At 43.7% G+C, this 24,066-nt stretch carries 16 protein-coding genes; 4 read left to right on the top strand and 12 right to left on the bottom strand.

Annotated features, from left to right (window positions below; genetic code table 11):
- Positions 1-7: 7 nt before the first annotated feature.
- The gene (locus QZW82_RS08400) at positions 8-1,393 is read right to left on the bottom strand and encodes a transposase (protein WP_366664987.1); all 1,386 of its coding nucleotides are present in this window, start codon (positions 1,391-1,393) and stop codon (positions 8-10) included.
- A 66-nt stretch (positions 1,394-1,459) separates the two neighbouring features.
- Here QZW82_RS08400 and tnpA point away from each other — a divergent pair, with 66 nt between their 5' ends.
- From tnpA to QZW82_RS08385, 3 genes are all read left to right on the top strand, one after another.
- On the top strand, positions 1,460-1,873 hold the full coding sequence (tnpA, locus tag QZW82_RS08395) for an IS200/IS605 family transposase (protein ID WP_293146979.1): 414 nt from the start codon (positions 1,460-1,462) through the stop codon (positions 1,871-1,873).
- Positions 1,874-2,047: 174 nt separating this feature from the next.
- Entirely contained in the window at positions 2,048-3,397 is a 1,350-nt protein-coding gene (locus tag QZW82_RS08390; RefSeq protein WP_293146977.1) for a histidine phosphatase family protein, read from the top strand.
- A 452-nt stretch (positions 3,398-3,849) separates the two neighbouring features.
- Positions 3,850-5,163 carry a dihydroorotase gene (locus QZW82_RS08385; RefSeq protein ID WP_293146975.1) on the top strand — a complete coding sequence of 438 codons (1,314 nt, stop codon included), beginning with the start codon at positions 3,850-3,852 and terminating at the stop codon, positions 5,161-5,163.
- Between the two features lie 166 nt (positions 5,164-5,329).
- Here the strand turns inward: QZW82_RS08385 and QZW82_RS08380 are convergent, their stop codons facing one another.
- The 3 genes from QZW82_RS08380 to QZW82_RS08370 form a co-directional block, all read right to left on the bottom strand.
- Positions 5,330-6,667: an adenylate/guanylate cyclase domain-containing protein gene (locus QZW82_RS08380; protein ID WP_293146973.1), complete on the bottom strand. Its 1,338-nt coding sequence runs from the start codon at positions 6,665-6,667 to the stop codon at positions 5,330-5,332.
- Positions 6,664-7,056: a response regulator gene (locus tag QZW82_RS08375; protein ID WP_293146971.1), complete on the bottom strand. Its 393-nt coding sequence runs from the start codon at positions 7,054-7,056 to the stop codon at positions 6,664-6,666. Before QZW82_RS08375 ends, QZW82_RS08380 begins: the two co-directional genes overlap by 4 nt.
- Before the next feature lie 132 nt (positions 7,057-7,188).
- Positions 7,189-9,966, bottom strand: a complete 2,778-nt coding sequence (locus tag QZW82_RS08370; protein WP_293146969.1) for an ATP-binding protein — start codon at positions 9,964-9,966, stop codon at positions 7,189-7,191.
- A 904-nt stretch (positions 9,967-10,870) separates the two neighbouring features.
- On the opposite strand from QZW82_RS08370, the gene QZW82_RS08365 reads away from it, so the two are divergent.
- Positions 10,871-11,884, top strand: a complete 1,014-nt coding sequence (locus QZW82_RS08365) for a 4'-phosphopantetheinyl transferase superfamily protein (RefSeq protein WP_293146967.1) — start codon at positions 10,871-10,873, stop codon at positions 11,882-11,884.
- 485 nt (positions 11,885-12,369) lie between these two features.
- On the opposite strand, the gene QZW82_RS08360 is transcribed toward QZW82_RS08365, so the two are convergent.
- The 8 genes from QZW82_RS08360 to QZW82_RS08325 all read right to left on the bottom strand — a co-directional run bounded on the left by QZW82_RS08360 (position 12,370) and on the right by QZW82_RS08325 (position 23,504).
- Positions 12,370-12,765 (bottom strand): response regulator, encoded by a 396-nt coding sequence (locus QZW82_RS08360; protein WP_293146965.1) that lies wholly within the window; start codon positions 12,763-12,765, stop codon positions 12,370-12,372.
- 228 nt (positions 12,766-12,993) lie between these two features.
- Positions 12,994-14,439, bottom strand: coding sequence for a response regulator (locus QZW82_RS08355; RefSeq protein WP_293146963.1), 1,446 nt, complete (start codon positions 14,437-14,439; stop codon positions 12,994-12,996).
- Positions 14,440-14,900: 461 nt separating this feature from the next.
- On the bottom strand, positions 14,901-16,211 hold the full coding sequence (locus QZW82_RS08350) for an adenylate/guanylate cyclase domain-containing protein (RefSeq protein WP_293146961.1): 1,311 nt from the start codon (positions 16,209-16,211) through the stop codon (positions 14,901-14,903).
- Entirely contained in the window at positions 16,208-16,600 is a 393-nt protein-coding gene (locus QZW82_RS08345; protein ID WP_293146959.1) for a response regulator, read from the bottom strand. The genes QZW82_RS08350 and QZW82_RS08345 overlap by 4 nt, the downstream gene beginning before the upstream one ends.
- 20 nt (positions 16,601-16,620) lie before the next feature.
- Entirely contained in the window at positions 16,621-19,374 is a 2,754-nt protein-coding gene (locus tag QZW82_RS08340; protein WP_293146955.1) for an ATP-binding protein, read from the bottom strand.
- Between the two features lie 154 nt (positions 19,375-19,528).
- On the bottom strand, positions 19,529-19,684 hold the full coding sequence (locus QZW82_RS08335) for a hypothetical protein (RefSeq protein ID WP_293146953.1): 156 nt from the start codon (positions 19,682-19,684) through the stop codon (positions 19,529-19,531).
- A 434-nt stretch (positions 19,685-20,118) separates the two neighbouring features.
- The gene (locus QZW82_RS08330; RefSeq protein ID WP_293146951.1) at positions 20,119-22,377 is read right to left on the bottom strand and encodes an alkaline phosphatase PhoX; all 2,259 of its coding nucleotides are present in this window, start codon (positions 22,375-22,377) and stop codon (positions 20,119-20,121) included.
- 386 nt (positions 22,378-22,763) lie between these two features.
- Positions 22,764-23,504: a response regulator transcription factor gene (locus QZW82_RS08325; protein ID WP_293146949.1), complete on the bottom strand. Its 741-nt coding sequence runs from the start codon at positions 23,502-23,504 to the stop codon at positions 22,764-22,766.
- Between the last annotated feature and the right edge of the window lie 562 nt (positions 23,505-24,066).

Genomic DNA, 24,066 nt, shown 5'->3' with positions numbered 1-24,066 from the left:
ACTGTACTCAGTTTGACGTGGGCATCTTTGCAGCCCGATCGAGGGTATGCAAAATTTCCTTTACGGTACTGTCATCCATAGTTCCTACTACAGAAAGATTCCCGCTACGGCGTTTTATACTTGGAAAAATGTCCAACCCAAGTCTCTTTAAATTAATCGCGGCATTAATATCACGATCAACTATTAAAGAATGCTGCTCATCCCAATAATTCCGCATACCGCAATCGGTGAAAACGATTTCATTCCGATAGCACAGAATCATTGAGGTATAAGCAGGTTTTTGCGGAACGACAACTGACCCAGCTTTTTCGGCTATGTATTCCAGTGTCTTGAAAAATTGACCGAATGCAGCATCCAACCAAGATTTATTCAATCCTGATTTTGCTGATTGACCGTTTGGAAGGTAAGTACCCTCATCATCTTGCTTGACTTTATTCCGTTTAGTTAAGCCCTTTAAGTTCAGATCCTCATGAAAAAAGAATTTAGCTCCTGACCTGACAAGTTTGTGGGCTGTTTTGTAATGAAAGTCTTGGCGAGAACGCGCTATTTTTTGGTGCTGTCTCGCTTCTTTTTTCGCTAATTTCCGTCGGGACTTAGAACCGCGCTTCCGTTTGTTCCGCTTTTTTGAGATGTGGTCTAATTTAGCTTGGTTTCTGCGAAGCGGTTTTAACGAAGGTAGCTTTTCGCCTGATGATGTTGCCAGGTAAACATCTTCATGAAGTACCGCATCCAGCCCGATCGAGTTATCCCAGTTTGGGGTAACTTTATCAGAAATAAATTGGGGTACCGAAACATCTTCAAGCATTATCTGGACGAACCAACCGTCAGCTTTTCTAGTTACACTAATTTGCTTAACGATAAACCCATCAGGAATTGGACGGTGCATCCGAACTTTTACGATGCCCAACTTTGGCAGTCGGATGTAAAACCAGTTCTTGCGAACTAACTTAATCCAATCGCTGTTAGCCGTACAAAAAGTCATCGTTCGGTAATTCGCTTCAGTTTTGAATCGGGGTTTACCCGATCGCCCGCCTTTACTGTCTCCTACGATAAACCGCTCAAAGGCTTTATCTACTCGCTTAGAGACATCTTGCAGAATAGTTGAATCTACCTGCTTAAAGTCCAATAGTTCACCACTGTGAAAGACTTTTACTAGGTCTTTTTTGATGACGGGTAATTGTTGTTTTTGGGAGTAGTAGTTGGGCTGCGCGCGGGGCGCAGAGATACTAGCAATTAATGGACAAGCATTTATGGGAGTACGGTTTCTTTCCCACCAATCGAATCTATCTCCTAATTGGCGATTGTACCAATAACGGCAAATTCTGATCCATTGGTTAAGTGTTAACTTTTGATTGGTGTCGGGATAGAATTGGTACTGGTAGGTTGCTTTCATTACATCACAGCCGATAGGCATCGATTAGTGTTAATTTATCAGAGGATGTTGTTTAGTGTCAAGTCTGTGAGTAAAGATTTTATCCATAAAGCCAGAGGGGTTTCCGATCTCAAGTGTCACTTAGTGTTGACAACCAAATATCGGCGGAAAGTTCTGACCGATCCAATGTTGTCCAGGCTTGAGGATATTTTCAAGAACTTGATGGAAAAATGGGAAGGAAGATTGGTAGAATTTAATGGTGAGCGTGACCACGTACATTTGTTGCTTCAATATACACCGCAAACTGAACCAAGTAAGCTGATCAACAATCTTAAGACTGTATCTAGTCGTTATTTGCGGAAAGAGTTTGTAGATGAAGTTGAAAAAGTTTACTGGAAAGATGTTTTTTGGACAAATGGATATTTTATTGCGACCTGTGGCAGCGTGACGGTTGAGCAATTAAAGAAATACATTGAGGAGCAAGATAGACCTGTAGAATAAGAGTTTGTTCGTCTCGTCATCCACCTGCCCAGGGTTCAAAGCATAGCTTTGAGATTGTGAACAGGTGGAATCCTCGTCTCACGCGCATGAGAATCCCACACTAACCTTCGATCGGTATAGTGTGGGGATTCCCGTCTGCCTAGCTAAAATCTAAAATCTAAAATCTAAAATCGAATGACCCGCATTATCTTAGTCCGTCACGGCAAAAGCACATACAATCAAGAACGTCGCATCCAAGGCCGCCTTGATAAATCAATTTTGACAGAAGCAGGCCGCGCCGGCGCAAAACAAGTAGGCGACATCCTCAGCAGTATCACCTTTGATGCTGCGTATACAAGTCCCCTGCAACGAGCCAAAGAAACCGCCGAAATCATCCTGTCGCGCTTGACAAATCCGCCACAACTCCAACCAACTGATAAATTGATGGAAATCGATTTGCCATTGTGGGAAGGAATGCTGCGTCAAGAGGCGATCGACCAATTCCCCGAAGCATATCAGCAATGGCAACAACAGCCAGACAAATTTTCGATGAAACTACCTTCAGCCGAAGGAGAAATCGAGCACTTTCCAGTATTGGCAATTTTTGCTAACGCCCGCAATTTTTGGCAAGAGCTGATATCGCGCCACAGTTCAGGTACAATTCTAGTAGTAGGTCACAACGGAATCAACCGCGCCCTCATCGCCACAGCTTCAGAAATCGCCCCAGATTACTATCAATCAATTCAACAATCAAATTGCGGAATTAGTGTCATCAATTTGGGCTCTGCCGATGAACAAACAGAGCCAAAACCAAAAATTGCAGTTCAATTAGAATCGCTAAATTTAACCGCCCATACCGGAGAAATCTTCCCCAAACCGAGGGACGGACACAGCGGCCCCCGCTTGTTGCTAGTGCGTCACGGCGAAACAGACTGGAATAGAGCAGGTAAATTTCAAGGACAAATAGACGTACCTCTCAACGATAACGGCCGCGAACAAGCTCGGCAAGCCGCAGAATTTCTGAAAGATGTAAAATTAGATTTTGCCATCAGCAGTTCCATGGTGCGCCCGAAAGAAACTGCCGAAATTATTCTGAAATATCACGGCGATTTGCAACTGGAACTCCGCGACGAATTGCGCGAAATTAGCCACGGACTTTGGGAAGGAAAATTTGAATCAGAAATAGAAGCATCCTATCCAGGTTTGCTCGAAGAATGGAAAACATCTCCCGAAAAAGTGCAAATGCCAGAAGGAGAAAATTTAGAGCAAGTTTGGACAAGGGCAATCGCAGCTTGGCGAGAAATTGTAAAATCAGTTAGCGGTACCGGGATTGTAGTAGCTCACGATGCCGTCAACAAAGCCCTTCTCTGCCACCTATTCAACTTAGAACCCGAACATTTCTGGAAATTCAAACAAGGAAACGGCGCCGTTAGCGTAATAGATTATCCCCACGGCCCCGATGGTTTGCCAGTATTGCAGGCGATGAATATCACAACTCATTTAAGCGGCGGCGTATTTGACCAAACAGCAGCCGGAGCACTGTAATTTTTCAGGTGTTAACTTAAGTCTAAAATCCTCGATCAATCTCGCTGTTAGCGTAGTCTAGATCCCCCTAAATCCCCCTTAAAAAGGGGGACTTTGAGAATATTCCTAACCTTCTTTAAGAACATGGGAACTTTGACTGCTTCCGGTTCCCCCCTTCTTAAGGGGGAGTAGGGGGCAAGCTAAGGGGGGATCGGCCGGCCTAATTATCAAACAGTAGATCGATCGCACGTTTAAAGCTTAAGTTAACACCAATACCAATACCCTCGGCCACGCTTCGCCGCAGAAAAATCTGAATTTTAATAGCAACCACCAAGCATTCTTAACTGCTTAAACCCTTGCTTTTATTCCTCTTCCTTCCCCCCTCTTCCTTCGTGTCCTTAGCGTCTTCGCGGTTCCATCCTCCATCCATCCGTTACATCCGTTAAAAAATCCGTTGCCGAACTTCCCTCTATATGACTCGCGAACTGCTACAAAACATAAGAGTAATCGATCCAGTTTCAAAGATCGATCGCACCGCTGACATTCTAATTACCGAAAATCAGATCCAAGCAATAGAAGAAAACATCACCGAAATTCCCGCCGACACAGAAGTCCGGGATTGCCGAGGCCTAATTTTAGGGCCAGGATTAGCCGACATCTACAGTCATAGCGGAGAACCAGGTTTTGAGGAACGAGAAACCCTCGAATCCTTAATGCAGGCTGCGGCGGCTGGCGGTTTTACGCGAGTGGCAATTTTGCCCGATACATCCCCACCTGTGGACAACTTGGCCGGTTTAGCCTTGTTGCAACAACATATCCGCAATTTGTCGCCCTCCCTACCGCGCTTGTATTTTTGGGGCGCGCTGACAGCGGGCATTAAAGGGCAGCAGATGGCCGAGTTGGGGGAGCTGGCCTCCTCTCCGGTGGTGGGGTTTGCCGACGGTTTCCCGCTGTCTAATCCGGCTCTGGTGAGGCGTTTGCTTGAGTATATCCAGCCTTTGAATAAGTCCGTGGCATTGTGGCCGTGCGATCGCACTTTAGCCGGAAATGGCGCCGCGCGGGAAGGTGCAGTCTCCGTGCGCTTGGGTTTACCAGGAATTCCCGCCAGTGCAGAAACATCGGCTTTGGCGACAATCCTGGAGTTAGTGGCATCTGGGGGAACTCCGGTACACATCATGCGCGTTTCAACCGCCCGCAGCGTGGAATTGATTCGAGATGCCAAAGCGCGCGGTTTGCCGGTGACTGCGAGTGTGACTTGGATGCACTTGCTGTTAAATGTTGGCGCAATTTCAGGAAATACCAAAGATGGCGCAGGCGGGAAGAACGCTTTAACTGCTTCGTTTGCCTACGATCCGAATTTACACCTCGAACCGCCGTTAGGCAATCTGAGCGACCAATTAGCCTTAATTCAAGCTGTGAAAGATGGGGTGATTGATGCGATCGCGATCGACCACAATCCGCGTACTTACGAAGAAAAAACCGTGGCTTTTGCGGATAGTCCCCCAGGGGCGATCGGCTTGGAATTAGCGCTACCTCTGTTATGGCACGGACTCGTAGAAACTGGTGAATTTTCCGCTTTAGAACTGTGGCGAGTGTTGAGTACAGGCCCCTCTGTTTGTCTCGGTCAAACCCCCGCGAAGGTGGCGCCGGGAGTCTCTGCTGAGCTAATTTTGTTCGACCCGCTCATGACTTGGACGGTTGAGGGGCACAGTCTGAAATCGCGATCGGCAAACACGCCTTGGTTGGGACAGCAAATAGCCGGAAAAGTTCTACAAACTTGGGTTTAAGGGCAATACGCTTGGCTTAGGATTTGTCCGAAGAGAGGAACGAAGCAATCACAGTATCTGTTTTTCACTCTCATTTTGCCGATCGGACTTTATAATCTCAAGCGTATTGGGATTTAAAGACTAAACTCCGAACGATCAAACCGCATCTGATAGGACTAATAAACAATCAAAAAAAATCCGACCTACCCTCAGTTAATAGTGACTGCATTTCCTGAGAACGTTTCAGGTAATTCTGTGCTACGCGATCGAGCGGATTTTTGCGAACGCACTCAGCAAACAGTTGTGCCGCTTCCTTATGTTTGCTCGCACTATAGTTCCACAAAGCCTCTATAAATATATTAAAAGTTGCTAACTTGCCATCTTTAACTTCCGGCGGATCGGCATCAAATACTTCATGAATCGTCACCAACTCAGATTTGCCTTTAACTCTAACTCTACCAATATTTCTGATTGCATATTTTTGGTATTCACTTACATTTAACTGTAAAAAAGTATTGTTAGTAATTAACATCGATACCCCGTAACTTTTCGTCATCGTTTCCACGCGGGAAGCTAAATTCACCGCATCGCTAATCACCGTACTATCCATCCTCGTTGTTCCCCCAACAGTTCCCAGCATCAGGTTGCCCGTATTGATACCGATCCCAATTTTAATCGGTGCAAAGCCCTCATTAACGCGGTGTTGATTGTAATCGTCGAGACGATGTAGCATAGAAATTCCAGCATTCACAGCATCGCTGGCACTGTGACCGAACAAAGCCATAATTGCATCGCCAATGTATTTATCAATAAAACCGTTATTTTCAATAATCGTTGGCTCCATGCGGCTCAAATAAGAATTAATAAACTTGAAATTTTCCTGAGGAGTCATTCCCTCAGAAAGAGTCGTAAAATCCCGAATATCAGAAAACAAGACAGACATTTCCTTTTCCACGCTGTCGCCGAGTTTGATATCAACCAAGCTTTCACGGCTTAGTAGCGAGACAAATTCATTCGGCACAAACCGTCTGGCAGCCTTAGTTAATTGTGATTGCAGTTCCAAGGCTATTTCTAACCTCTCATTCACTTTTCGCAGTTCGGCATTTTGTGCTGCTAGTTTTTTATCCTGACTGTAGCTGTGAACGGCTTCTGTCACGGTCAATTTCAAGTCTTCAGTTTGCCAAGGCTTGCCGATATAGCGGTAGAGTTTCGCGTGCTTGATCGCACTTCCCACAGCTTCAATTGTCGCCTGCCCTGTTAGCATCACCTTGAGAGTTTTGGGAGAAATTTCGTGAACCCGCCTCAATAATTCATCTCCTTTCATATCAGGCATCACGTAGTCGGAGATAATTAAAGGAATCTCTTCTCCGTCTTCCATAAGTTCGGCAACTAACTCTAGAGCATCCTCACCTCCTTCCGCAATTTCAATCCGGTAAGTATTGCCTAAAGCATCTTTTAATTCAGCTTTGAGGCTTTTCAGAACCGTAGTTTCGTCATCGACGCAAATAATCACTTGTTTGCTCATAGCGATAAAGCCGTTTTAATGGTTTCAATTAACTCTTCTTCCGACCAAGGTTTGTGCAAACAACGGTGCAAATCAGCTTCGTCAAATGCTCTTTGAACAGCATCTTCATCTGCTTGACCTGTCAGCATCACTTTAACTATCTTCGGAAACTTTTGATGGACGCGAATTAGGAATTCATCTCCTTTCATTCCCGGCATCAACCAATCAGAAACAATCAAGATAATCGCTGTATCATCGTCATTAAATTCATCTATCAATTCTAAAGCATCGGCGGGATTTTCCGCTAATTCATAAACGTAGGTATTGCCAAAGGCTGATTTGAGTTGAGTTTTGAGACTTTTCAAAACTACTTTTTCGTCGTCAACGCACAGGATAACAGGTTTAGACATACTTTTTTATTCTCAGCCGTTCTTTGTTTGCCATTGAGTGTATCCTCTAGTTTGTTGGGCAGGCACTGTCCCCAAAAAAACGCATAACGCAAGTTGCAGAAGCGATAAGAGCAATGCCTACCCTCGAAGAGGTTATCCGGGATTGACGGGTATAGAAACGGTAAAAGTCGTTTTGCCAGGAACCGATGCAACTTCGATTGTACCGCGATGTTTTTCAATGATTTTTCTGACAATATCAAGCCCTAAACCTGTGCCTTCTCCCGGTGGCTTAGTTGTGAAGAAAGGCTGGAATATTTTCGAGATAACTTCTTCAGGAATTCCCTTACCGCTATCCGTGACAGCCACTTTGACACGATTGCTTTCTTGAAAAACATCCAGAGTTAATGTACCTTTATTATCCATCGCTTGCAGGGCATTGTGGATGAGATTTGTCCACACCTGATTTAGTTGATCGGGGTAGCAGAGTACAGGTTCAATTTCTTGGAAGTTTCGCAATACTTCTACCCCGTGTTTCAAGTTGTTTTGATAAAGGGTAAGTACGGTTTCTATGCCTTCAACTAAATCCGATTGAATCATCACTTCTGAAGAGTCATGCCTCGCATAATTTTTTAGAGCAAAGACGACTTTTGATGCTCGATCCGTTGCGGTATTAATTGTTTGGGTACCTCGCTGGATTTCGGTGAGTTTGTAAGCCATGTCTAAGATTAGCTCGCGATCGGGTTTTTGCAACAAAGACATAAAGTCATCCGCTTCATAAATCCCCATATCTACTAAGGTGTCCGCGATATCATCGGCTTCGTCAATATTTTCATCTTCTAGTTGACCGACCAAAGTTCGCTTTAATTTCCTTTCTTCTTTGGCTGTCAAAGTTATATCTTTTTGCAGCGATTGATTTAATAACATGAAGAAGTTATCGGCTTCTTCGGGAGAAAACGATTGAAAAAGTTCGGGCAAGTTGGAGAGGGTTTGTCCCAAGAATTTGCTCATATTTCCGGCACTCGAACGGATCGCACCCAGCGGAGTATTTAGTTCGTGGGCAACTCCCGCTACTAATTGTCCTAAAGCAGCCATTTTTTCTGAATGAACTAACTCTTGTTGGGTGGTTTGTAGGTCTTCTAATGCTGTTCTAAGTTCTTGGGTTCTTTCGGTAACTTGAACTTCCAGAGTGCGGTTGTATTCGGCTACTAATTTTTCGGATTCTTTGCGTTGGGTAATGTCGGTAAAAGCTGCGATTGCATAATTCACCTTTCCTTTGTCATCATAAATTGGCGTTCCCCAAACTTCCAGCGGAATAGTCCTGTTTTCCTGGTGAATTTCTATATCGTCAGCATTGACACTTGCCCCTCGAAAAGCACACACTATCGGGTCTTTTTCTTGAGGATATATTTCCCCGCTATCGGCGAGATAAATTTGATATACCTCTCCAATTTCAGCAGATTTCATATCGTCAACCATGTCTTTACCAAGCAAAGATTGAGCTCGAGAATTAACGTAATAAGGTTTACCGCTGGGTTCTGCTACAAATATCCCCACCGGCACGGCTTCTAAAATTTGGTTGAGTCGGCTTTTACTCTCGGATAATTCAGCATTCAAACTTTGCATTTCCTCAAAAGAAAATTGCAGTTGTTGTGCCATAGTTTGAAATGAGTTAGCAAGTTCGCCAACTTCATCATTCCGGTTTATTTCTACAGTTTTGCCCCACTGACCTTTGGTAATATTTTTTGCTGCTTCATTCAAGTATAAAATTGGTTTTGTCACCCATCTAGCTGTTAGTATACCGACAATTATAGCTGCTGCCAAAGCTGCAATACACAGCAGAACAGTAGTTTTGTTGTTGGCATTAATTTGTTCCAAGAAATCTGATTCGGGAATAATTACTACAATCAGCCAGTTCAAACCTTTGTCATCTTTTAGGGGCGTAACTTGCATGAATTGTAGCTGGTCTTTAATCTTTAACCTAAGCTGTTGGGCTTGCTGAATGTTGTTGAGGTTGCCAAAGTGTTCTTGCAGGTATTTAGTAGTGAGGCTGATGGTGGCGTTTTGGCTGGCAGTTGCCTGAATTCTTTCTGTCTCTTCACCCTTGATTAAATATACTGGATCTTGCGTTGATGTCGTAATTAATTCACCCGATCGCTCGATAATAAACGTTTGCCCAGATTTGCCAATTTTTAACTTTTGGAGGAACTCGTTAACTCGCGAAAATAGTAAGTCAGTGCCTAAAATTGCCTGCAACTGCCCCGATTCGTCGTATAACGGTTGCGCCGCTGTAATTCCCAATCCTTTGCTGGTAAAGTCGGCGTAAATTTTGCTCCAAGTTGCCGTTTGTGCTTCGGTTGCTGCTGTGTACCAGGGACGAACTCGCGGGTCAAATTTAGGTTTTACTTTAACTAAGTTCGTTGGTTCGCCGCGGTTGTTAGCAGCATAATAATTCATGTTGCCGTCTGTAAGTTCGGTGCGTTCTTGCAATAAAAAATTTCCTTCATTAGTGCGCCTCGCGGCAATAAAATCTCCGCCTGGAGTGGCAATATATGTAACGCTTACTGTGTCAAAAGTTTGCAGTTGCTTCCAGAAGTGGCGCTGTATTTGCGGAATGTTTTGCAAGTTGAGATCCCCCAGTTCAAAAGCATTGGCTTTGAATTGATTTAGTTGGTGGGGAAATGCCATGTATGCTTGGATTCTTTCGGAGATGCGATCGCTAATTTCTTCCTGTAATTTGGTAGCAACTTCGTTAACAGCTTGCTGTCCGTTGCGAAATGACAAATACCCCACAACTCCGACTGCTGCGAATATTTGCACCACGAATGGAACTACCAGAACTGTTCGCAAAGGGAGGGAGCGAACTGCTTTTACCACTAATCTGCCAGCAGATTTGGTTGGTTGTAAAAATTTGATGTTTGAAGGAGTAGTCATGCTTGGAAAAACTTGTTGCTTAGAAAACACTTTCTGGATTTAATTAGTTGCACCCAACAAGTTATGATTTGTTATCCCAGCACCCTGATTGTGAATTTGGCCTTGCTGTAGTGCACGCAAGCGATTTTTGCTGTATTATAGCAAGCAAATCGTCCGGCAACAGCGATCGCCCCATCTAATACTTCTTGATTGACTTTAGTTACAGGTACTACTGTAGGTGGCCGACATCCACCTTAAAAATTTGGATGCCTACTCGCAAGCATCGCCAGACAGTATTTCCTTTTTCCTCAGTGCTGTCAAAAAAATGATGCTGTAAATACGCAGGCAGTTATCCTGGCGATCGCGCATACAGAAAAAAGCAGACATCCTTTAGATTTGCTATCACGATCGCAGTTTATTTGACAAAACGAATCAAAGGAAAACAACTGTAATTAATTTTACAACCAAATAGAGTGAATATCCGGATTATTTGGGAATTTGTTGCAGTTCCAGTCCTAGACGCAGAACTTCTAGATGTAGGGTGTGCCGTGCATCACCTTACTTGCGGCTATCAGTAGCGTGTAAAATCACTTTTTAGGCTGAGTCCTAAGTTATTAAATTGTAAATACGAGCCTATCGGCAGCTTTGCCCCCGATGGCTCGCAGGAAAAATAAATATATCCTTCCCCCCCCCTAAAGCTGCAATTTTTGCTATAAAAACCAGAAAAACGTAATTATGTAAAAGGGAACTTGGGAGCGGATATCCGGATTTTGAGTGCAAAACAAACACTAAATATTCCGGATTTTTTACCTGATAGCTGAAATAAAGATATTCGTCTTTCGGAACACATACATTAGCAATTTGTCTTAATTGTTTAAGCCAATTGGCTTAAATTTTCCTTCTTCAGGTCGCTGACAACAAAAAAGTGCGATCGCTCTGGGGTGAAATCTACCTAATACAAAATAATATCGAGACTCGTGCGATCGTGCAAGTGCGATCGCCAGACTCAAGCAAAAAATTAGCACCTCTCATGCTACAATCCTTTGTAATTGGCGATTTCACGTCGAGAAACACATCCCTCAAGCAAACAACTCCCACCGCCCAAAGCCCCCATAGTTCGATCGATAGTCTCATCGCCAGAGACGATATTTTGACCCACCAAGCCCAAAAAAAGCGCAAATACATGACTGCTGTTGTTCCTTCGTGGAATTCCCCACCAGAAAACCTGACATTAGACATCAACGAAATTCATGTTTGGCGCGTCTCTCTGGCTCAAGCGGCATCTTGCGTGCGGACTTTAGCAGAGACTCTCTCTACCGACGAACAGACAAAAGCAGAGCGTTTTCACTTTCCAAAAGATCGATCGCAATTTATTGTGACTCGCGGTGCGCTGAGAGAAATTCTGAGTCGCTACCTGCACATAAATCCCAGCCATTTAAGCTTTGAATACAACCCCTACGGCAAACCCTCTCTCATCGTCGCCCAAAGTGGAGATACCCTGCGTTTCAATTTGTCTCACTCTCACGAACTTGGGCTAATTGCCATTACCAAAAATCGAGATATTGGCGTCGATATTGAACGCATAAATCCCAACTTTCCATGTCTAGAGATTGCTGAAAAGTTTTTCTCACCATTAGAAAACACCGTGCTGCGTTCTCTCTCCGAACATCTCCAAAACCCTGCTTTTTTCACCTGCTGGACTCGGAAAGAAGCCTACATCAAAGCAGTCGGCAAAGGACTATCTATTCCCCTGAATCAGTTTGATGTGACCCTCGCACCAGGAGAACCCGCAGCACTATTAAATGTTGAACAAAACCCCGAAGAATCATCGAAATGGTCTTTAATTGAATTAATGCCCTGTTCAGATATCGTGGGGGCTGTTGCGGTTGCAGGAGATTGCTCGAAACTTCATTGTTGGCAATGGACAGCGAAGTTTTGAGCTATGATTCGTAGTGAGGACTTTAGTACTTCTAAAAAGGTTCGTAGTGAGGACTTTAGTACTTCTAAAAAGGTTCGTAGTGAGGACTTTAGTCCTTCTAAAAAGGTTCGTAGTGAGGACTTTAGTCCTTCTAAAAAGGTTCGTAGTGAGGACTTTAGTCCTTCTAAAAAGGTTCGTAGTGAGGACTTTAGTCCTTCTAAAAAGGTTCGTAGTGAGGACTTTAGTCCTTCCTCATCTAAATGTTTGACCCAGACTTGGATGTGACGTGCGATCGCAAAGTAGTAATACTTCCCCGGAATATTAATTCAGACTTGCGATCGTAGTTTGCTTGCCATAACCTCCTATAATTACCAGAAATAATTGGTTGAAAGCCTCTCCCTTTTAAGAATAAATTAAAATCAGACGATTCATTACTCCAATCCTCTTCCTTCTAGGTAGATTTCGTTGTCAATTGTCAACTGTCAACTGTCAACTGAATTGTGGGTTCAAGTTTTTTTCAGGCCGGATTTAATGATCTCAATTAATTCCGATTCCAACCAAGGTTTATACAAGCACGAATGAAGGTTTGCTTCCTTTTTTACCCTGGCAATAGCAGCTTCATCAGCTTGACCTGTTAGCATAACTTTCACGATTTTCGGGAATTTTTGGTGGATGTAAATCAGCAGATCGTCCCCCTTCATCCCGGGCATTAACCAATCTGATACAATCACCAGAACTTGAGACTCCTCTTCAGTAAACTCCTCTAGCATTTCTAGAGCATCCATCGCATTTTCGGCCAGTTCATAAGAATATTCAGTACCAAAAGCTGACTTGAGTTGCACTTTGAGACTCTCCAATACAGCGATTTCATCATCAACACATAAAATTACTGGTTTAGGCATTTTACTCTTTACACTAGAAATTGTGACTTGGGAATTGGAGATTGGAAATTGGAAATTGGGAATTGGGAGAAAAAGAAAGCAGAAACAGCTACCCGTCGATCCGTAATACCAGTTTCAAGAAAGAATGCAAATGTAAGCCCGCGATTCAAACCCTGATAGTCATCAGTCATTCCCAATCTCAAATCTCAAATCTCAAATCTCAAATGGTATGACTTCAGTTTTGTGCTACTAATTCCTCGGTAAATAAACTGTAAACGTGGTTTGTCTGGGAAGTGATTTTACTTCTATTTTACCTTGATGTTTGTCAATTATTTGTTTAACAATATGCAACCCTAAACCACTACCTTCCCCTAAGGATTTTGTTGTAAAAAAAGGCTCAAATATTTTCTCTTGAATATCCAACGGTATACCTTTGCCTGTATCGGCAATAGTAATCTTTATCTGCTCACCTGCCTCAATCGCGTCAATAGTTAAAGTACCTTGATAGTCCATAGCTTGTAAAGCATTGTGGACGATATTTGTCCACACCTGATTGAGTTCGTCAGGATAGCAAAGTACAGGGGGTAGTTCTGGAAGGTTCAGCACTATATTCACTCGATTTTTGATTTGATTGTGATACAGAGTCAACACCGTTTCGATACCATCAGCTATCTTGGCTAAACTCTTATCGCTCGACGGTTGACCTCCTGTGTATTCTTTGAGAGCAAATATTATTTTTGCCGCTCTATCTGCTGCTATTGCTATGGTTTGCATACCTCTTTGCATACCGGATATTTTATAAGCACTATCTAAGATATACAAACTATCAGATCTTTTGAACAGTGGCAAAAAAGGCTCTATTTTGTCATAAATTCTCATGTCCACAATCGTATCAGCCAAATCCTCGGGTTTTGCAACTTGTTCGGAGTTAAATTGACTGATAAAAAGCCTTTTCACTTTGCGGTCTTCTTTGGCAGAGAAACTGGGTTTTTCTTGGAGCGACCTATTGATTAATGCTAAAAAAATTTCCGCTTCTTCTATAGATAAAGACTGAAATAGTGCAGGCAACTGCTGTAGAGATTGCTCTAAAAACTTAAAAATGTTCCCCGCCGAAGAGCGAATTGCTCCCAATGGAGTATTGATTTCGTGAGCAATTCCTGCGATTAATTGTCCCAACGCAGCCATTTTTTCTGAATTAATTAGTTCGTTTTGAGTAGACTTTAATTCTAGCAAAGTAGCATTCAATCTCTCATTAGTTTCCGCTAGCTCATCATTTTTAGATTGCAAATTGTTTTGCAGATTTTGTAAACTCAAGTGAGTTGCGACACGAGCCAAAACTTCTTCTACTTGAAAAGGTTTGGTAATGTAGTCTACTCCGCCGACGCCAAAAGCTTTGATTTTATCCAGTACATCGCTCAAGGCACTGATGAAGATCACGGGTATGCCGCGAGTGCGATCGTCCGCTTTGAGCTTTTCGCATACTTGATAGCCGTCCATCACCGGCATATTAATATCCAGCAAAATCAAATCCAAAGCAATGGTTTGGGCAATTGATATAGCTTGGTTTCCATCCCGTGCGGGTCTAACATTGTACCCTTGTTCTGTCAAAATCCCAGCGAGAAGGCGCAAATTAGCTGGAGTGTCGTCAACTACAAGAATATTCGCCGTTGGTGGGACTATTTGCTGGCTGCTCACGATCGCTTAAACTCTCTTGTGTTATTTTTTAGAGCTGTCAATTAAAATCACTATTTTACCGCAGTTCAACTGATTTGCCAAGATAGTCGCGACTTTCACTCAACTGATATCAGTTCAAAAAAAGAATGCAACTCTATGCAGGATCCCAACCCTCATGCCAGTCATTACGAATCTCAAATCTCAAATCGGAAAATGGAAAATCGTATGAGACTGTTCTCTGAAGAGAGAACGCTGCTAGGCACTAGACGCTCATCAACCCGCTGTATTACTGTATTTTTTGTTGCTCAACCCAGGATTTTTGAAAGGAACCTGGTTTCTCACTCTGAGAGTAAAAAAACCGGGTTTTTGAGATAAGATTATGGACTCAAACCCAAAGCTTTCTTTCCTGTTTCCGGTTCATTTATAGTTGGTACTGACCGGAATGTATTCAATTTATTATATTAAATAAAGTCAGAATTACTTTAGGGCAATATTGCGTGCATTTCGTGACAGCGTTGCAGATAATTTTGCGCCACCCTATCTAGGGGATTCTTGCGTACACAATCCGCAAACAGTTCTGCCGCTTCTTGATGTTTAGCAGCAGCGTAATTATACAGTGCTTCGACAAATACGGGTAAAGTTGCTAACTTACGCTCTTTCAATTCAGGTGGATCGGCATCAAAAACTTCGTAAATTGTCATCAAATCCGATTTACCTTTTACTCGAACACAGCCGATATTTCGGATTGAGTAACTTGTGGGATCGGTCAACTGCAAAAAAGTATTTTGAGCGATCAACATCGACACCCCGTAACTTTTCGTCATAGTTTCCAGCCGCGAGGCTAAATTTACAGCGTCGCCAATCACCGTACTGTCCATCCTGTTAGTTGACCCAACTGTTCCTAACATCAATGAACCCGTATTGATGCCAATCCCAATTTTAATAGGTGCGTAACTGCAACTCATGCGATGTTGATTGTATTCAGCGAGACTGTGCAACATAGAAATTGCAGCATTCACGGCATCGCTGGCACTCTGACCGAATAAAGCCATAATTGCATCGCCAATATATTTATCAATAAAGCCGTGATTTTTAATAATGTTTGGCTCCATTCGACTCAAATAGGAATTAATAAAATTGAAATTTTCTTGAGGTGTCAGGCTCTCAGAAAGAGCCGTAAAATCCCGAATATCGGAAAACAATATTGACATTTCCTTTTCCACGCTGTCGCCGAGTCGAACTTCGCTCAAGCTATCGTGGCTTAGGAGGGATACAAATTCATTTGGCACAAAGCGTTTAGCCGCTTCTGTTAATTTTAATTGCTGTGACAGAGCAACTTCTAACTTCTGATTTATTTTCCGAAGTTCGGCATTTTGTTCTGCTAGTTTTTTATCCTGACTGTAGCTGTGTACGGCTTCTGTCACAGTCAATCTTAAGTCTTCAGTTTGCCAAGGTTTGCCGATGTAGCGGTAGAGTTTTGCCTGTTTGATGGCATTTCCTACCGCTTCAATAGTCGCCTGACCCGTCAGCATCACCTTGAGAGTTTTGGGGGAAATTTCGTGAACTAGCCGCAACAATTCATCGCCTTTCATGTCAGGCATCACGTAATCGGAGATAATCAAAGGAATTTCATAGCCGTCTTCGAGCAATTCAGCAATTAACTCTAGGGCGTCTTTACCTCCTTCGGCAATTTCAATCTCATAAGTATTGCCTAAAGCTTCTTTTAATTCTGTTTTAAGACTTTTCAGAATGGTTTTTTCATCGTCAACGCAAATAATGACTTGTTTGGTCATAACGATAAGGCTGTTTTAATGGTTTCGATCAACTCTGATTCCGACCAAGGTTTCTGCAAACACCGATGGAGGTTGGCTTCGTCAAAAGCCCTTTTGACTGCCTCTTCATCGGCTTGACCTGTCAGCATAATTTTTACTGTTTTTGGAAATTTTTGATGAACTCGAATCAGAAATTCATCTCCTTTCATTCCTGGCATTAACCAATCCGATACAATCAAGATAACTGAGATTTCGTCGTCAGTGAATTCATCAATTAACTCTAGAGCATCGGCGGGACTTTCTGCTATCTCGTAAAGATAAGCATTCCCAAAGGCAGATTTTAGTTGCGTTTTCAGACTTTTTAAAACTACTTTCTCGTCATCAACACACAGGATAATTGGTTTAGACATTTTTGCTAATTAACTAATTTTTAGGAGAGATTGACAGGTAGAACAACTGTAAAAGTAGTTTTGCCTGGAACAGATTCAACTTCTATTTTACCGCGATGTTTGTCAATAATTTTTCTGACTATATCGAGACCCAGACCGCTGCCTTCTCCGGGGGGTTTTGTGGTGAAGAATGGAGCGAATATTTTGGGCATTACTTCGGATGGAATTCCGGCGCCGCTATCTGTAACGCCGATTTTGATATTGTTGCCTTCCTGAAGGATATCCAGAGTTAATGTGCCTTGATTGTCCATCGCTTGCAGGGCGTTGTGAATCAGATTTGTCCATACTTGATTGAGTTGGTCTACATAGCACATTACGGGCGGTATTGTTTGGAAATTGCGGATGACTTCGACGTTGTGTTTGAGGTTATTTTGATACAGGGTGAGTACGGTTTCTATGCCTTCGGTTATATTAGATGCAGCCATCGTTTCTGATGAGTCGTAACGGCCATAGGTTTTCAAGGCGAATACGACTTTAGAAGCGCGATCGGCTGCGGTGTTGATTGTTTGGGTTCCTCGCTGGATTTCGGAGAGTTTGTAAGCCATTTCTAAGATACGATCGCGATCGACCTTTTGCAGCAGAGACAGAAAGTCGTCCGCCTCGTAAATCCCCATATCTACCAAAGTGTCGGCGATCGCATTCGCCTCGTCAATGTTTTCGTCTTCGAGTTGACTAATCAAAGCCCGCTTTAACTTCCTTTCTTCTTTAGCTGTTAAAGTCAGATCTTTTTGTAGCGAACGATACAGTAGTGTGTTAAAACTTTCAGATTCTGCGGGGGAAAGCGACTGAAACAGTGAGGGCAAATTGGTGATGGTTTGCTCTAAAAAAGTAGTCATACTTCCGGCTGTCGATCGAATTGCGCCCAGAGGAGTATTCAATTCGTGGGCAACTCCGGCGACTAATTGGCCTAAAGCAGCCATTTTTTCCGATTGAATCAGCTCTTCTTGAGTGGTTTGGAGGTTGTCTAAGGCTGTTTTGAGCTCTTGGGTTCTTTCGGTGACTTGGACTTCGAGAGTGCGGTTGTATTCCGCTACCAATTTCTCGGCTTGTTTGCGCTGGGTGATATCGGCAAAAGCTGCGATCGCATAACTCACCTTTCCTTTATCATCATAAATGGGCGTTCCCCAAACCTCGATCGGAATAATCCTGTCAGACTGGCGAATTTCCATATCATCAACGTTAACGCTGGCTCCTTTAAAAGCATTAGCAAGGGGTTCTTTGTCTGCTGGATAAAGTTCGTTGGTACCTGCCAAATAAGCTTGATAAATCTCTCGCAGTTCCCCCGAAGTATTAGCTACTATACCCCTCCCCAATAAATCCTGAGCGCGAGAATTAACATAGTAAGGTTTGCCACTAGACTCGGCGACAAATATACCCACCGGCACCGCTTCTAAAATTTGGTTGAGTCTGCTTTCACTCTGGGATAATTCGGCATTCAAAGCTTGCATTTCCGTGAAGGATACTTGCAATTGTGCCGCCATACTATTAAATGAATTGGCAAGTTCCCCGACTTCATCGGATCGGTTGAGCGTTACACTTTTGCCCCATTCACCTTTAGCAATATTTTTGGCAGCCTCGTTCAAAGATAAAATTGGTTTTGTCACCCATCTAGCTGTAACAACTCCGACAATTATCGCCACGAGTCCCGCAGCAGCACACAACAAAATTGTCGCCTTAGTATTGGCATTAATTTGTGCCATGAAATCAGATTCTGGAACAACGACCACAATCAACCAATCCAATCCTTTGTCATCTTGCCAAGGTAGAACTTGTAAATATTGTTTTTTCCCCTCAACATCAAATTCTAGTGACTGCGCCGTTTTTAGAGATTGGAACTCGTTAAAATTAGATCGTAAATATTTAGCCGTGGTTTGAGTGAAAGTATTTTTACTGTCAATTGCTTTAACTCGTTCTGCTCCGTATTCTTTATTGATGGTATGAAACGGTCTTTCTCCTGTCGAAGTTGCGACTAGCATTCCCGATCGCTCTACAATAAAAACCTGTCCGGTTTCGCCAATTTTCAAACTTTGCAAAAATTTGCCAATGGTGGACAAATTAATATTAGTTAGCAATACCCCTTGCAATTTCCCTTGTTTGTCGTAGAAAGGCATAGACGCGCCGAGATAGGCAGTAATACCCGCTGTATTGGGATAAATTTGACTCCAGGTGGGTTTACCAGCAGCTACCGCAGCTTTGTACCAGGGGCGAGTGCGCGGGTCAAAATTAATTTTGTTGTTTAATACTGCGCCGATTTCGCCGGATTCATTGGTGGCATAGGTGCGGAAATCATAGTTACTTGCTGCTGTCGATACTCTCCAAGTCAGCGAGCCATTGTCGAGCCTTTCTGCCCCTAAGTTGTCTCTTTGTTCTAATCCTAAACCAGTAAAAGTGAGGGTGTTAAATATCTGAAGCTGCCGCCAAAAATGACGCTGTAAAAGAGGTACATCTTCCAGGTTGAGGGTGCCGAGATCGATCGCAGCAGCATTGATCTGGTTGACCTGATGGGGTACAGTCAGGTAAGCACCGAGATTCTGTTGGACGCGGCTGCCTACTTCTGTCATTAGTCGATCGGCAATTTCGTTGACTGCCTTCTGTCCGTTTTTAAATGAGAGATATCCTACCAGTCCCACCGCCGCGAACAGTTGCAAGACGAAGGGAACTATCAGAACTGTTCGGAGGGTTCGGGAGCCAGCCGTTTTTGCGGCTTCGGTGGTAGTAGATGGGGTTTTGTTCACAACGTTAGTGCTGGATCTGATTAGGATCGGGATTGTTTTGAGTTCAAAAATACTCGCAGGCGGGCGACATCCACCTGGAAAAAATTGACGGCCCGCCCAAATCGCCATCCGGTATTTCCCTTTCTTTGGGATGCACAGGAATTGAGAAACGGATTTAGCAAGCAGATTCGTCGCTGTCAAACCAAGATTTGTTGTAAAAACCCGGTTTCTTTTCGTAAGTTTTATTCTGGTTATTCAGTGTTGCCTGAGCCTGCTGATTTTTGAGATGCAACTTTTGAACAGCAGCGTGCACCGCACGACTGTACAACATTTTTTATTGAATGAATGAATAAATACAAACGCTTGCTTTCGATTCTACAATACATAGAGGTAATATTGCGAGCGCTGGGGTATTTGTTGCACTTTTTAAGTGAAAGTGCCGGGAGTGCAAGCTTCGGGCTGTGGTGGTAATTTATCGATCGTACAAATTCAGAGCAGAAGCCATAAGCCATAAGCGATCGCCTGCATGGTTTTGCCCAATAGCAGTAATATCAAATCCGCTAGCGTCGGAATAATATATTTGAATTATGTAGTGCGAGCGTCTCGCTCGCGATTGGTTCGTTCGCTATGGACGCTCGCACTATATAATTCCGATGCACCACCCGGAAACGATATAAGGTGCAGACACAAGCACCCGACATACTTAGGTTTTGGATTGAGGGATTTGAGTGCAAAGGGCGATCGCCCTTTGCGCTCAAATTGAAACTAAGTCAACGGCTGCGAATTCACCCGCCGAATTGCCACCACCGCAGGTTTAGGTGGATTATTAACTGTTTTCCCAGGCCAATTCGATCCTACCGGCACTTTTCGAGCCTGCAAAAATTCCTTACCATCAATAGTCTTCATGGCAAAATTGCGATCGTCTGCCGCCATATCCTGCCGCATCCCGTTAATTTCTCCTGGATGCTGAATCGCCAAAAACAAAGTCTTTTCATCCTCAGTAAAAAACGGCCCAGTAGTTTCGCACTCCATCGGCCCAATTCCAAACAAAAAAGCCTCCCCAGCATTGGGGCCAGAAGCCGGCAAAAACCAAATTGCATTGTTACCGTACAAACCGCGCAAATTAGATTGGCTAATCGGTTTCCCATCTTTATCAACTCTGCCAGCAGCAACAGGCGCATTCAGTTTGTCAGAAGACATATCATTTACCATCCAAACATTGCCACCCTTGTCAATCAGTAAATTATCTGGATTAGAAAAACCCAATCCGCCCTCAGCCGGTTCGCCACCCGTCGCAAACATTTTCCACTGAAAAGTCATTGCAGAGGGATCGTTACCCTCTTCAACTAAGCGCATAATCCAGCCATATTCGTAAGATTTGCCATCCTTGCCTTGAAAAATTCGCAAATCCGGCCCGCCGTCGCTATCGCTGGCAGAACCGGAAGTAAAGGTAATGTATAGAGAACCGTCAGGAGCAATTTTAGTGTCTTCGGGACGAGCAGTGCAAGTAGCTCCTGCGGCGCTGGCGGCATAATGAGCGTCTATTAAAATTGCACCTTGTTTTTCCTTAGCTGTGCCTTCGTAGAGGTCATTTAAAGTCTTGAATTTTTGTTTGAAAGCAACTGCTTCTGCATCTTTTTCGACTTTGACAAAACCACCTGCTGGACGCAGCGGCAAATTAATCATTCCGCCTCCATGCAAGCTAGGCAAATCTGGATTCACAGGGGTGTCAGTTTTTAATGGAATCCACCTACCGGTGCCGTCAGCGTTAAACTTGGCAGCATAAAGCATTCCGTCTGTCAATAGCTGGGAATTAGCTTTATCTTTGGGGTTTTTAACAGGGTTTTTGCTGACGAATTTGTAAATATGTCCGCTGCGCCGATCGCACCCCGAGTAAAATGCTAATGGTTTTCCGGCTACTACGCGAATGCCTACAGCTTCGTGGCGGCAGCGTCCCAGCCAAGTGTGTTTGGTGCCGTAGTCCTTGGGGTTAGCCGGATCTACTTCTACCATCCAGCCGTATTTATTACCCGCCAAGCCGAAGACATTCCCCAAACCGCCAATTTCTTCCGTATCGATGTAGAAATTTTTCTTGCTTGGATCGAAAGATGTACCGTCTGCAAACACAGGTTCCGGTACGAAATTCTGGATGTTTTCTTCAGCGCTAAAAACCGTTCCCCAAGGCGTAGTCCCGCCCGCACAGTTATGAAAGGTGCCGATGATTTTTGATCCCAATTTGTCCGAGTAGCCTTTACCTTTTTTGTTAAACACGGCTACCCCCGGGCCGGTGGATTTGAGGTAGCGCCCGTCTTCTAGGCCGGAAATACCCGTAATTCGGCGATCGGCTGGAGAATGCGTTCTTACCCATTTGCCATCATCATTTATTTTGATAGAAATTACCCCCATTCCCACCTCAATTAAAGCTGCTTTCGACACTTCCGCAACCATTTTTTTTGTCTGGTCTTTGTCCGACGCAGAAAAGGCATTAATTCCTACTTTTCCGGCGGAGGTAACTGCCGCTTCTAACTTAGCAAAAGGCAGAGATTTGCCAATAACTTTTTGATAACTTTGAATCCAAGGCTTGGCACTGATATACTCGAAATTAACGGTCAACAATCCCTCACCTTTGCCAGTTTCTACAAAAGAGAGATAGTCATTGTTGTAGCCGAAGTGAGAATCGCCCACTTTGTCTCCCCAAGCAGCTACGATATCGTAGGTAAAGCCTTCTGGAAGCAGGAGGTCGTCTGCTACTTCGTAAGCGCTGTAAGCTTGCGTTTGCTGCTGGGTGGACGCGCTGCTAATGGGGATGAATTGTCCAGTTTCTGTCAAGGTGCTGCTGGTTAGCAAAGGCATCGGCCCTTTGACTGGTTGGAAGTTTATGCCTCGTGCCATATTATCCACACTCTTGGCAGAGTTAACTGGCGGTGAGAAGGGCATCGTAAATTTTTGTTGGCAAGAATTGAGTGCAACACCACCGGCAGTTGCACCCAAGAAAATTAGGAATTCTCGACGCTTGACAGTCATAGGTAAAAAAATGGTTAAGGACTAATTATCCGCAGACTATAAACTCAATTGACGGTCATTTTTTTGAAAGGTATGTAGTTGGGCTTTAGCCCCGTTTATCTATACGTCTCAAGAGGGCCCAAGCCCAACAACGTACCTATGCACTCGAACACTAATCTCTAGCTTTTTGTAACACAATTTGCTGGACTTAAGGATATATTCCAATTTAATAAAGGTATGTAGTTGGGCTTTAGCCCCGTTTATCTATACGTCTCAAGAGGGCCCAAGCCCAACAACGTACCTCATCAATAATTGCCCTATACATACAAATAAGGACACAACATTGTTGTATCCCTACCTATGTCATATTTAACTCGAACTGGTAACCATACAACAGATTAAAACAATCAACCAAATCGATAGCCGAACCCCCGTACTGTAATGATATATTCCGGTTGACCCGGATCGATTTCCAACTTTTCGCGCAGCCAGCGGATGTGAACATCTACTGTTTTGCTGTCTCCGATAAAATCTTGACCCCAAATTTTTTCCAGCAACTGATCGCGAGACCAAACTCGCCGGGGATTACTCATAAATAGTTCTAGTAAGCGAAACTGTTTAGGAGAAAATTTTACTTCAATGCCGTGAACCAAGACGCGGCACTCTTCAGGATACAGAGTTATGTTCTTATATTGCAGCATCATCGGTTGTGGCAACTGACCGAGGCGCTGGCGCCGCATCAGTGCCCGACACCGGGCGATAAACTCCCGCATTCCAAAAGGCTTGGTGAGATAATCATCCGATCCGGCTTCTAGATAAAAAGCGCAGTTGTTTGCACTTCCTCTAGCACCGATAATCAAAATAGGAACGGGATTTCCTTGATGTCGTAACATTCGACACAGATCTAAACCGTTAATTGAGTCCATAATTAACAGGTTAAAACCAAATTCACTGTGGTAAGACGAGGAAGCCTGCACAGAAGGCAGAGCGTTGCGCCCGTCGCTAGTAACCACCACCTCATAGCCCTGTTCTTTCAGAGCTAAAGCTAGCATCTCCCGCAACAGGTCTTCACCTTCCAGTAACAAGATGCGGCCGGCTTGTCCAACAGCCAGCCTTGAAGGACTTTCGCTTAATTCAGCAGAAGACATAAATATCAGTGGGGGTTATGTTTGTATGTGGCTAGCGGGAGGTGCCTTCTTCAGTAGCTGAGGCACTTTCGCGCTGCGATCGCTCTTTATGAACGATCGACTATTCAATCACTTATAATCTTTCGCCAGTCCATCCGACAGACATACGCTCGACTTTTTTTACTTGTTCGTGCAAGAAATATAGCCGTTGAGCAGTTGCGATAGCTGCGCTGTCTGCCTCCGTCCAGGCGTTAGAAGCCTGGTCATTGTTAGGGGTCGGTATTACTTTGTAAAACATTGCCCGCTTGTGATTGACCAGGTTACACCCAATATATAGGGAGATGGCTTTATCGTACAGGCAAAAGGTTATTAAAAGGTAAAGTTTTAGTAAATAAATGGTTAATTTATTAAAGATTAGTAATGTTGTTCTTAAAGTTTAACCGAACCCTACAGCTTTGGTTGAAGATACTACCCCGATCGAATTTACGCTCCGAAACCTGGTAACTCTAAAAATATGGCGCTAAATTAACGATAAATCTGGCAATCTAACGGGTTTTTGAGGAATAGTGTTTTGTGGGTTAGA

Source organism: Microcoleus sp. bin48.metabat.b7b8b9.023 (assembly GCF_013299185.1).
In the GTDB taxonomy this organism is placed as follows: domain Bacteria; phylum Cyanobacteriota; class Cyanobacteriia; order Cyanobacteriales; family Microcoleaceae; genus Microcoleus.
Note: the sequence above shows the minus strand (reverse complement) of the source record. Positions and strands in the feature narration are given on the sequence as shown.

Excerpts from the sequence above, each read along its gene's own strand:
- QZW82_RS08390 (WP_293146977.1), top strand. The coding sequence starts at position 2,048 with ATGACCCGCATTATCTTAGTCCGTCACGGCAAAAGCACATACAATCAA.
- QZW82_RS08325 (WP_293146949.1), bottom strand. The coding sequence starts at position 23,504 with ATGTCTTCTGCTGAATTAAGCGAAAGTCCTTCAAGGCTGGCTGTTGGA.
- QZW82_RS08360 (WP_293146965.1), bottom strand. The coding sequence starts at position 12,765 with ATGCCTAAACCAGTAATTTTATGTGTTGATGATGAAATCGCTGTATTG.
- QZW82_RS08330 (WP_293146951.1), bottom strand. The coding sequence starts at position 22,377 with ATGACTGTCAAGCGTCGAGAATTCCTAATTTTCTTGGGTGCAACTGCC.
- QZW82_RS08350 (WP_293146961.1), bottom strand. The coding sequence starts at position 16,211 with ATGACCAAACAAGTCATTATTTGCGTTGACGATGAAAAAACCATTCTG.
- QZW82_RS08375 (WP_293146971.1), bottom strand. The coding sequence starts at position 7,056 with ATGTCTAAACCTGTTATCCTGTGCGTTGACGACGAAAAAGTAGTTTTG.
- QZW82_RS08370 (WP_293146969.1), bottom strand. The coding sequence starts at position 9,966 with ATGACTACTCCTTCAAACATCAAATTTTTACAACCAACCAAATCTGCT.
- QZW82_RS08380 (WP_293146973.1), bottom strand. The coding sequence starts at position 6,667 with ATGAGCAAACAAGTGATTATTTGCGTCGATGACGAAACTACGGTTCTG.
- QZW82_RS08385 (WP_293146975.1), top strand. The coding sequence starts at position 3,850 with ATGACTCGCGAACTGCTACAAAACATAAGAGTAATCGATCCAGTTTCA.
- QZW82_RS08345 (WP_293146959.1), bottom strand. The coding sequence starts at position 16,600 with ATGTCTAAACCAATTATCCTGTGTGTTGATGACGAGAAAGTAGTTTTA.
- QZW82_RS08400 (WP_366664987.1), bottom strand. The coding sequence starts at position 1,393 with ATGAAAGCAACCTACCAGTACCAATTCTATCCCGACACCAATCAAAAG.
- QZW82_RS08335 (WP_293146953.1), bottom strand. The coding sequence starts at position 19,684 with ATGTTGTACAGTCGTGCGGTGCACGCTGCTGTTCAAAAGTTGCATCTC.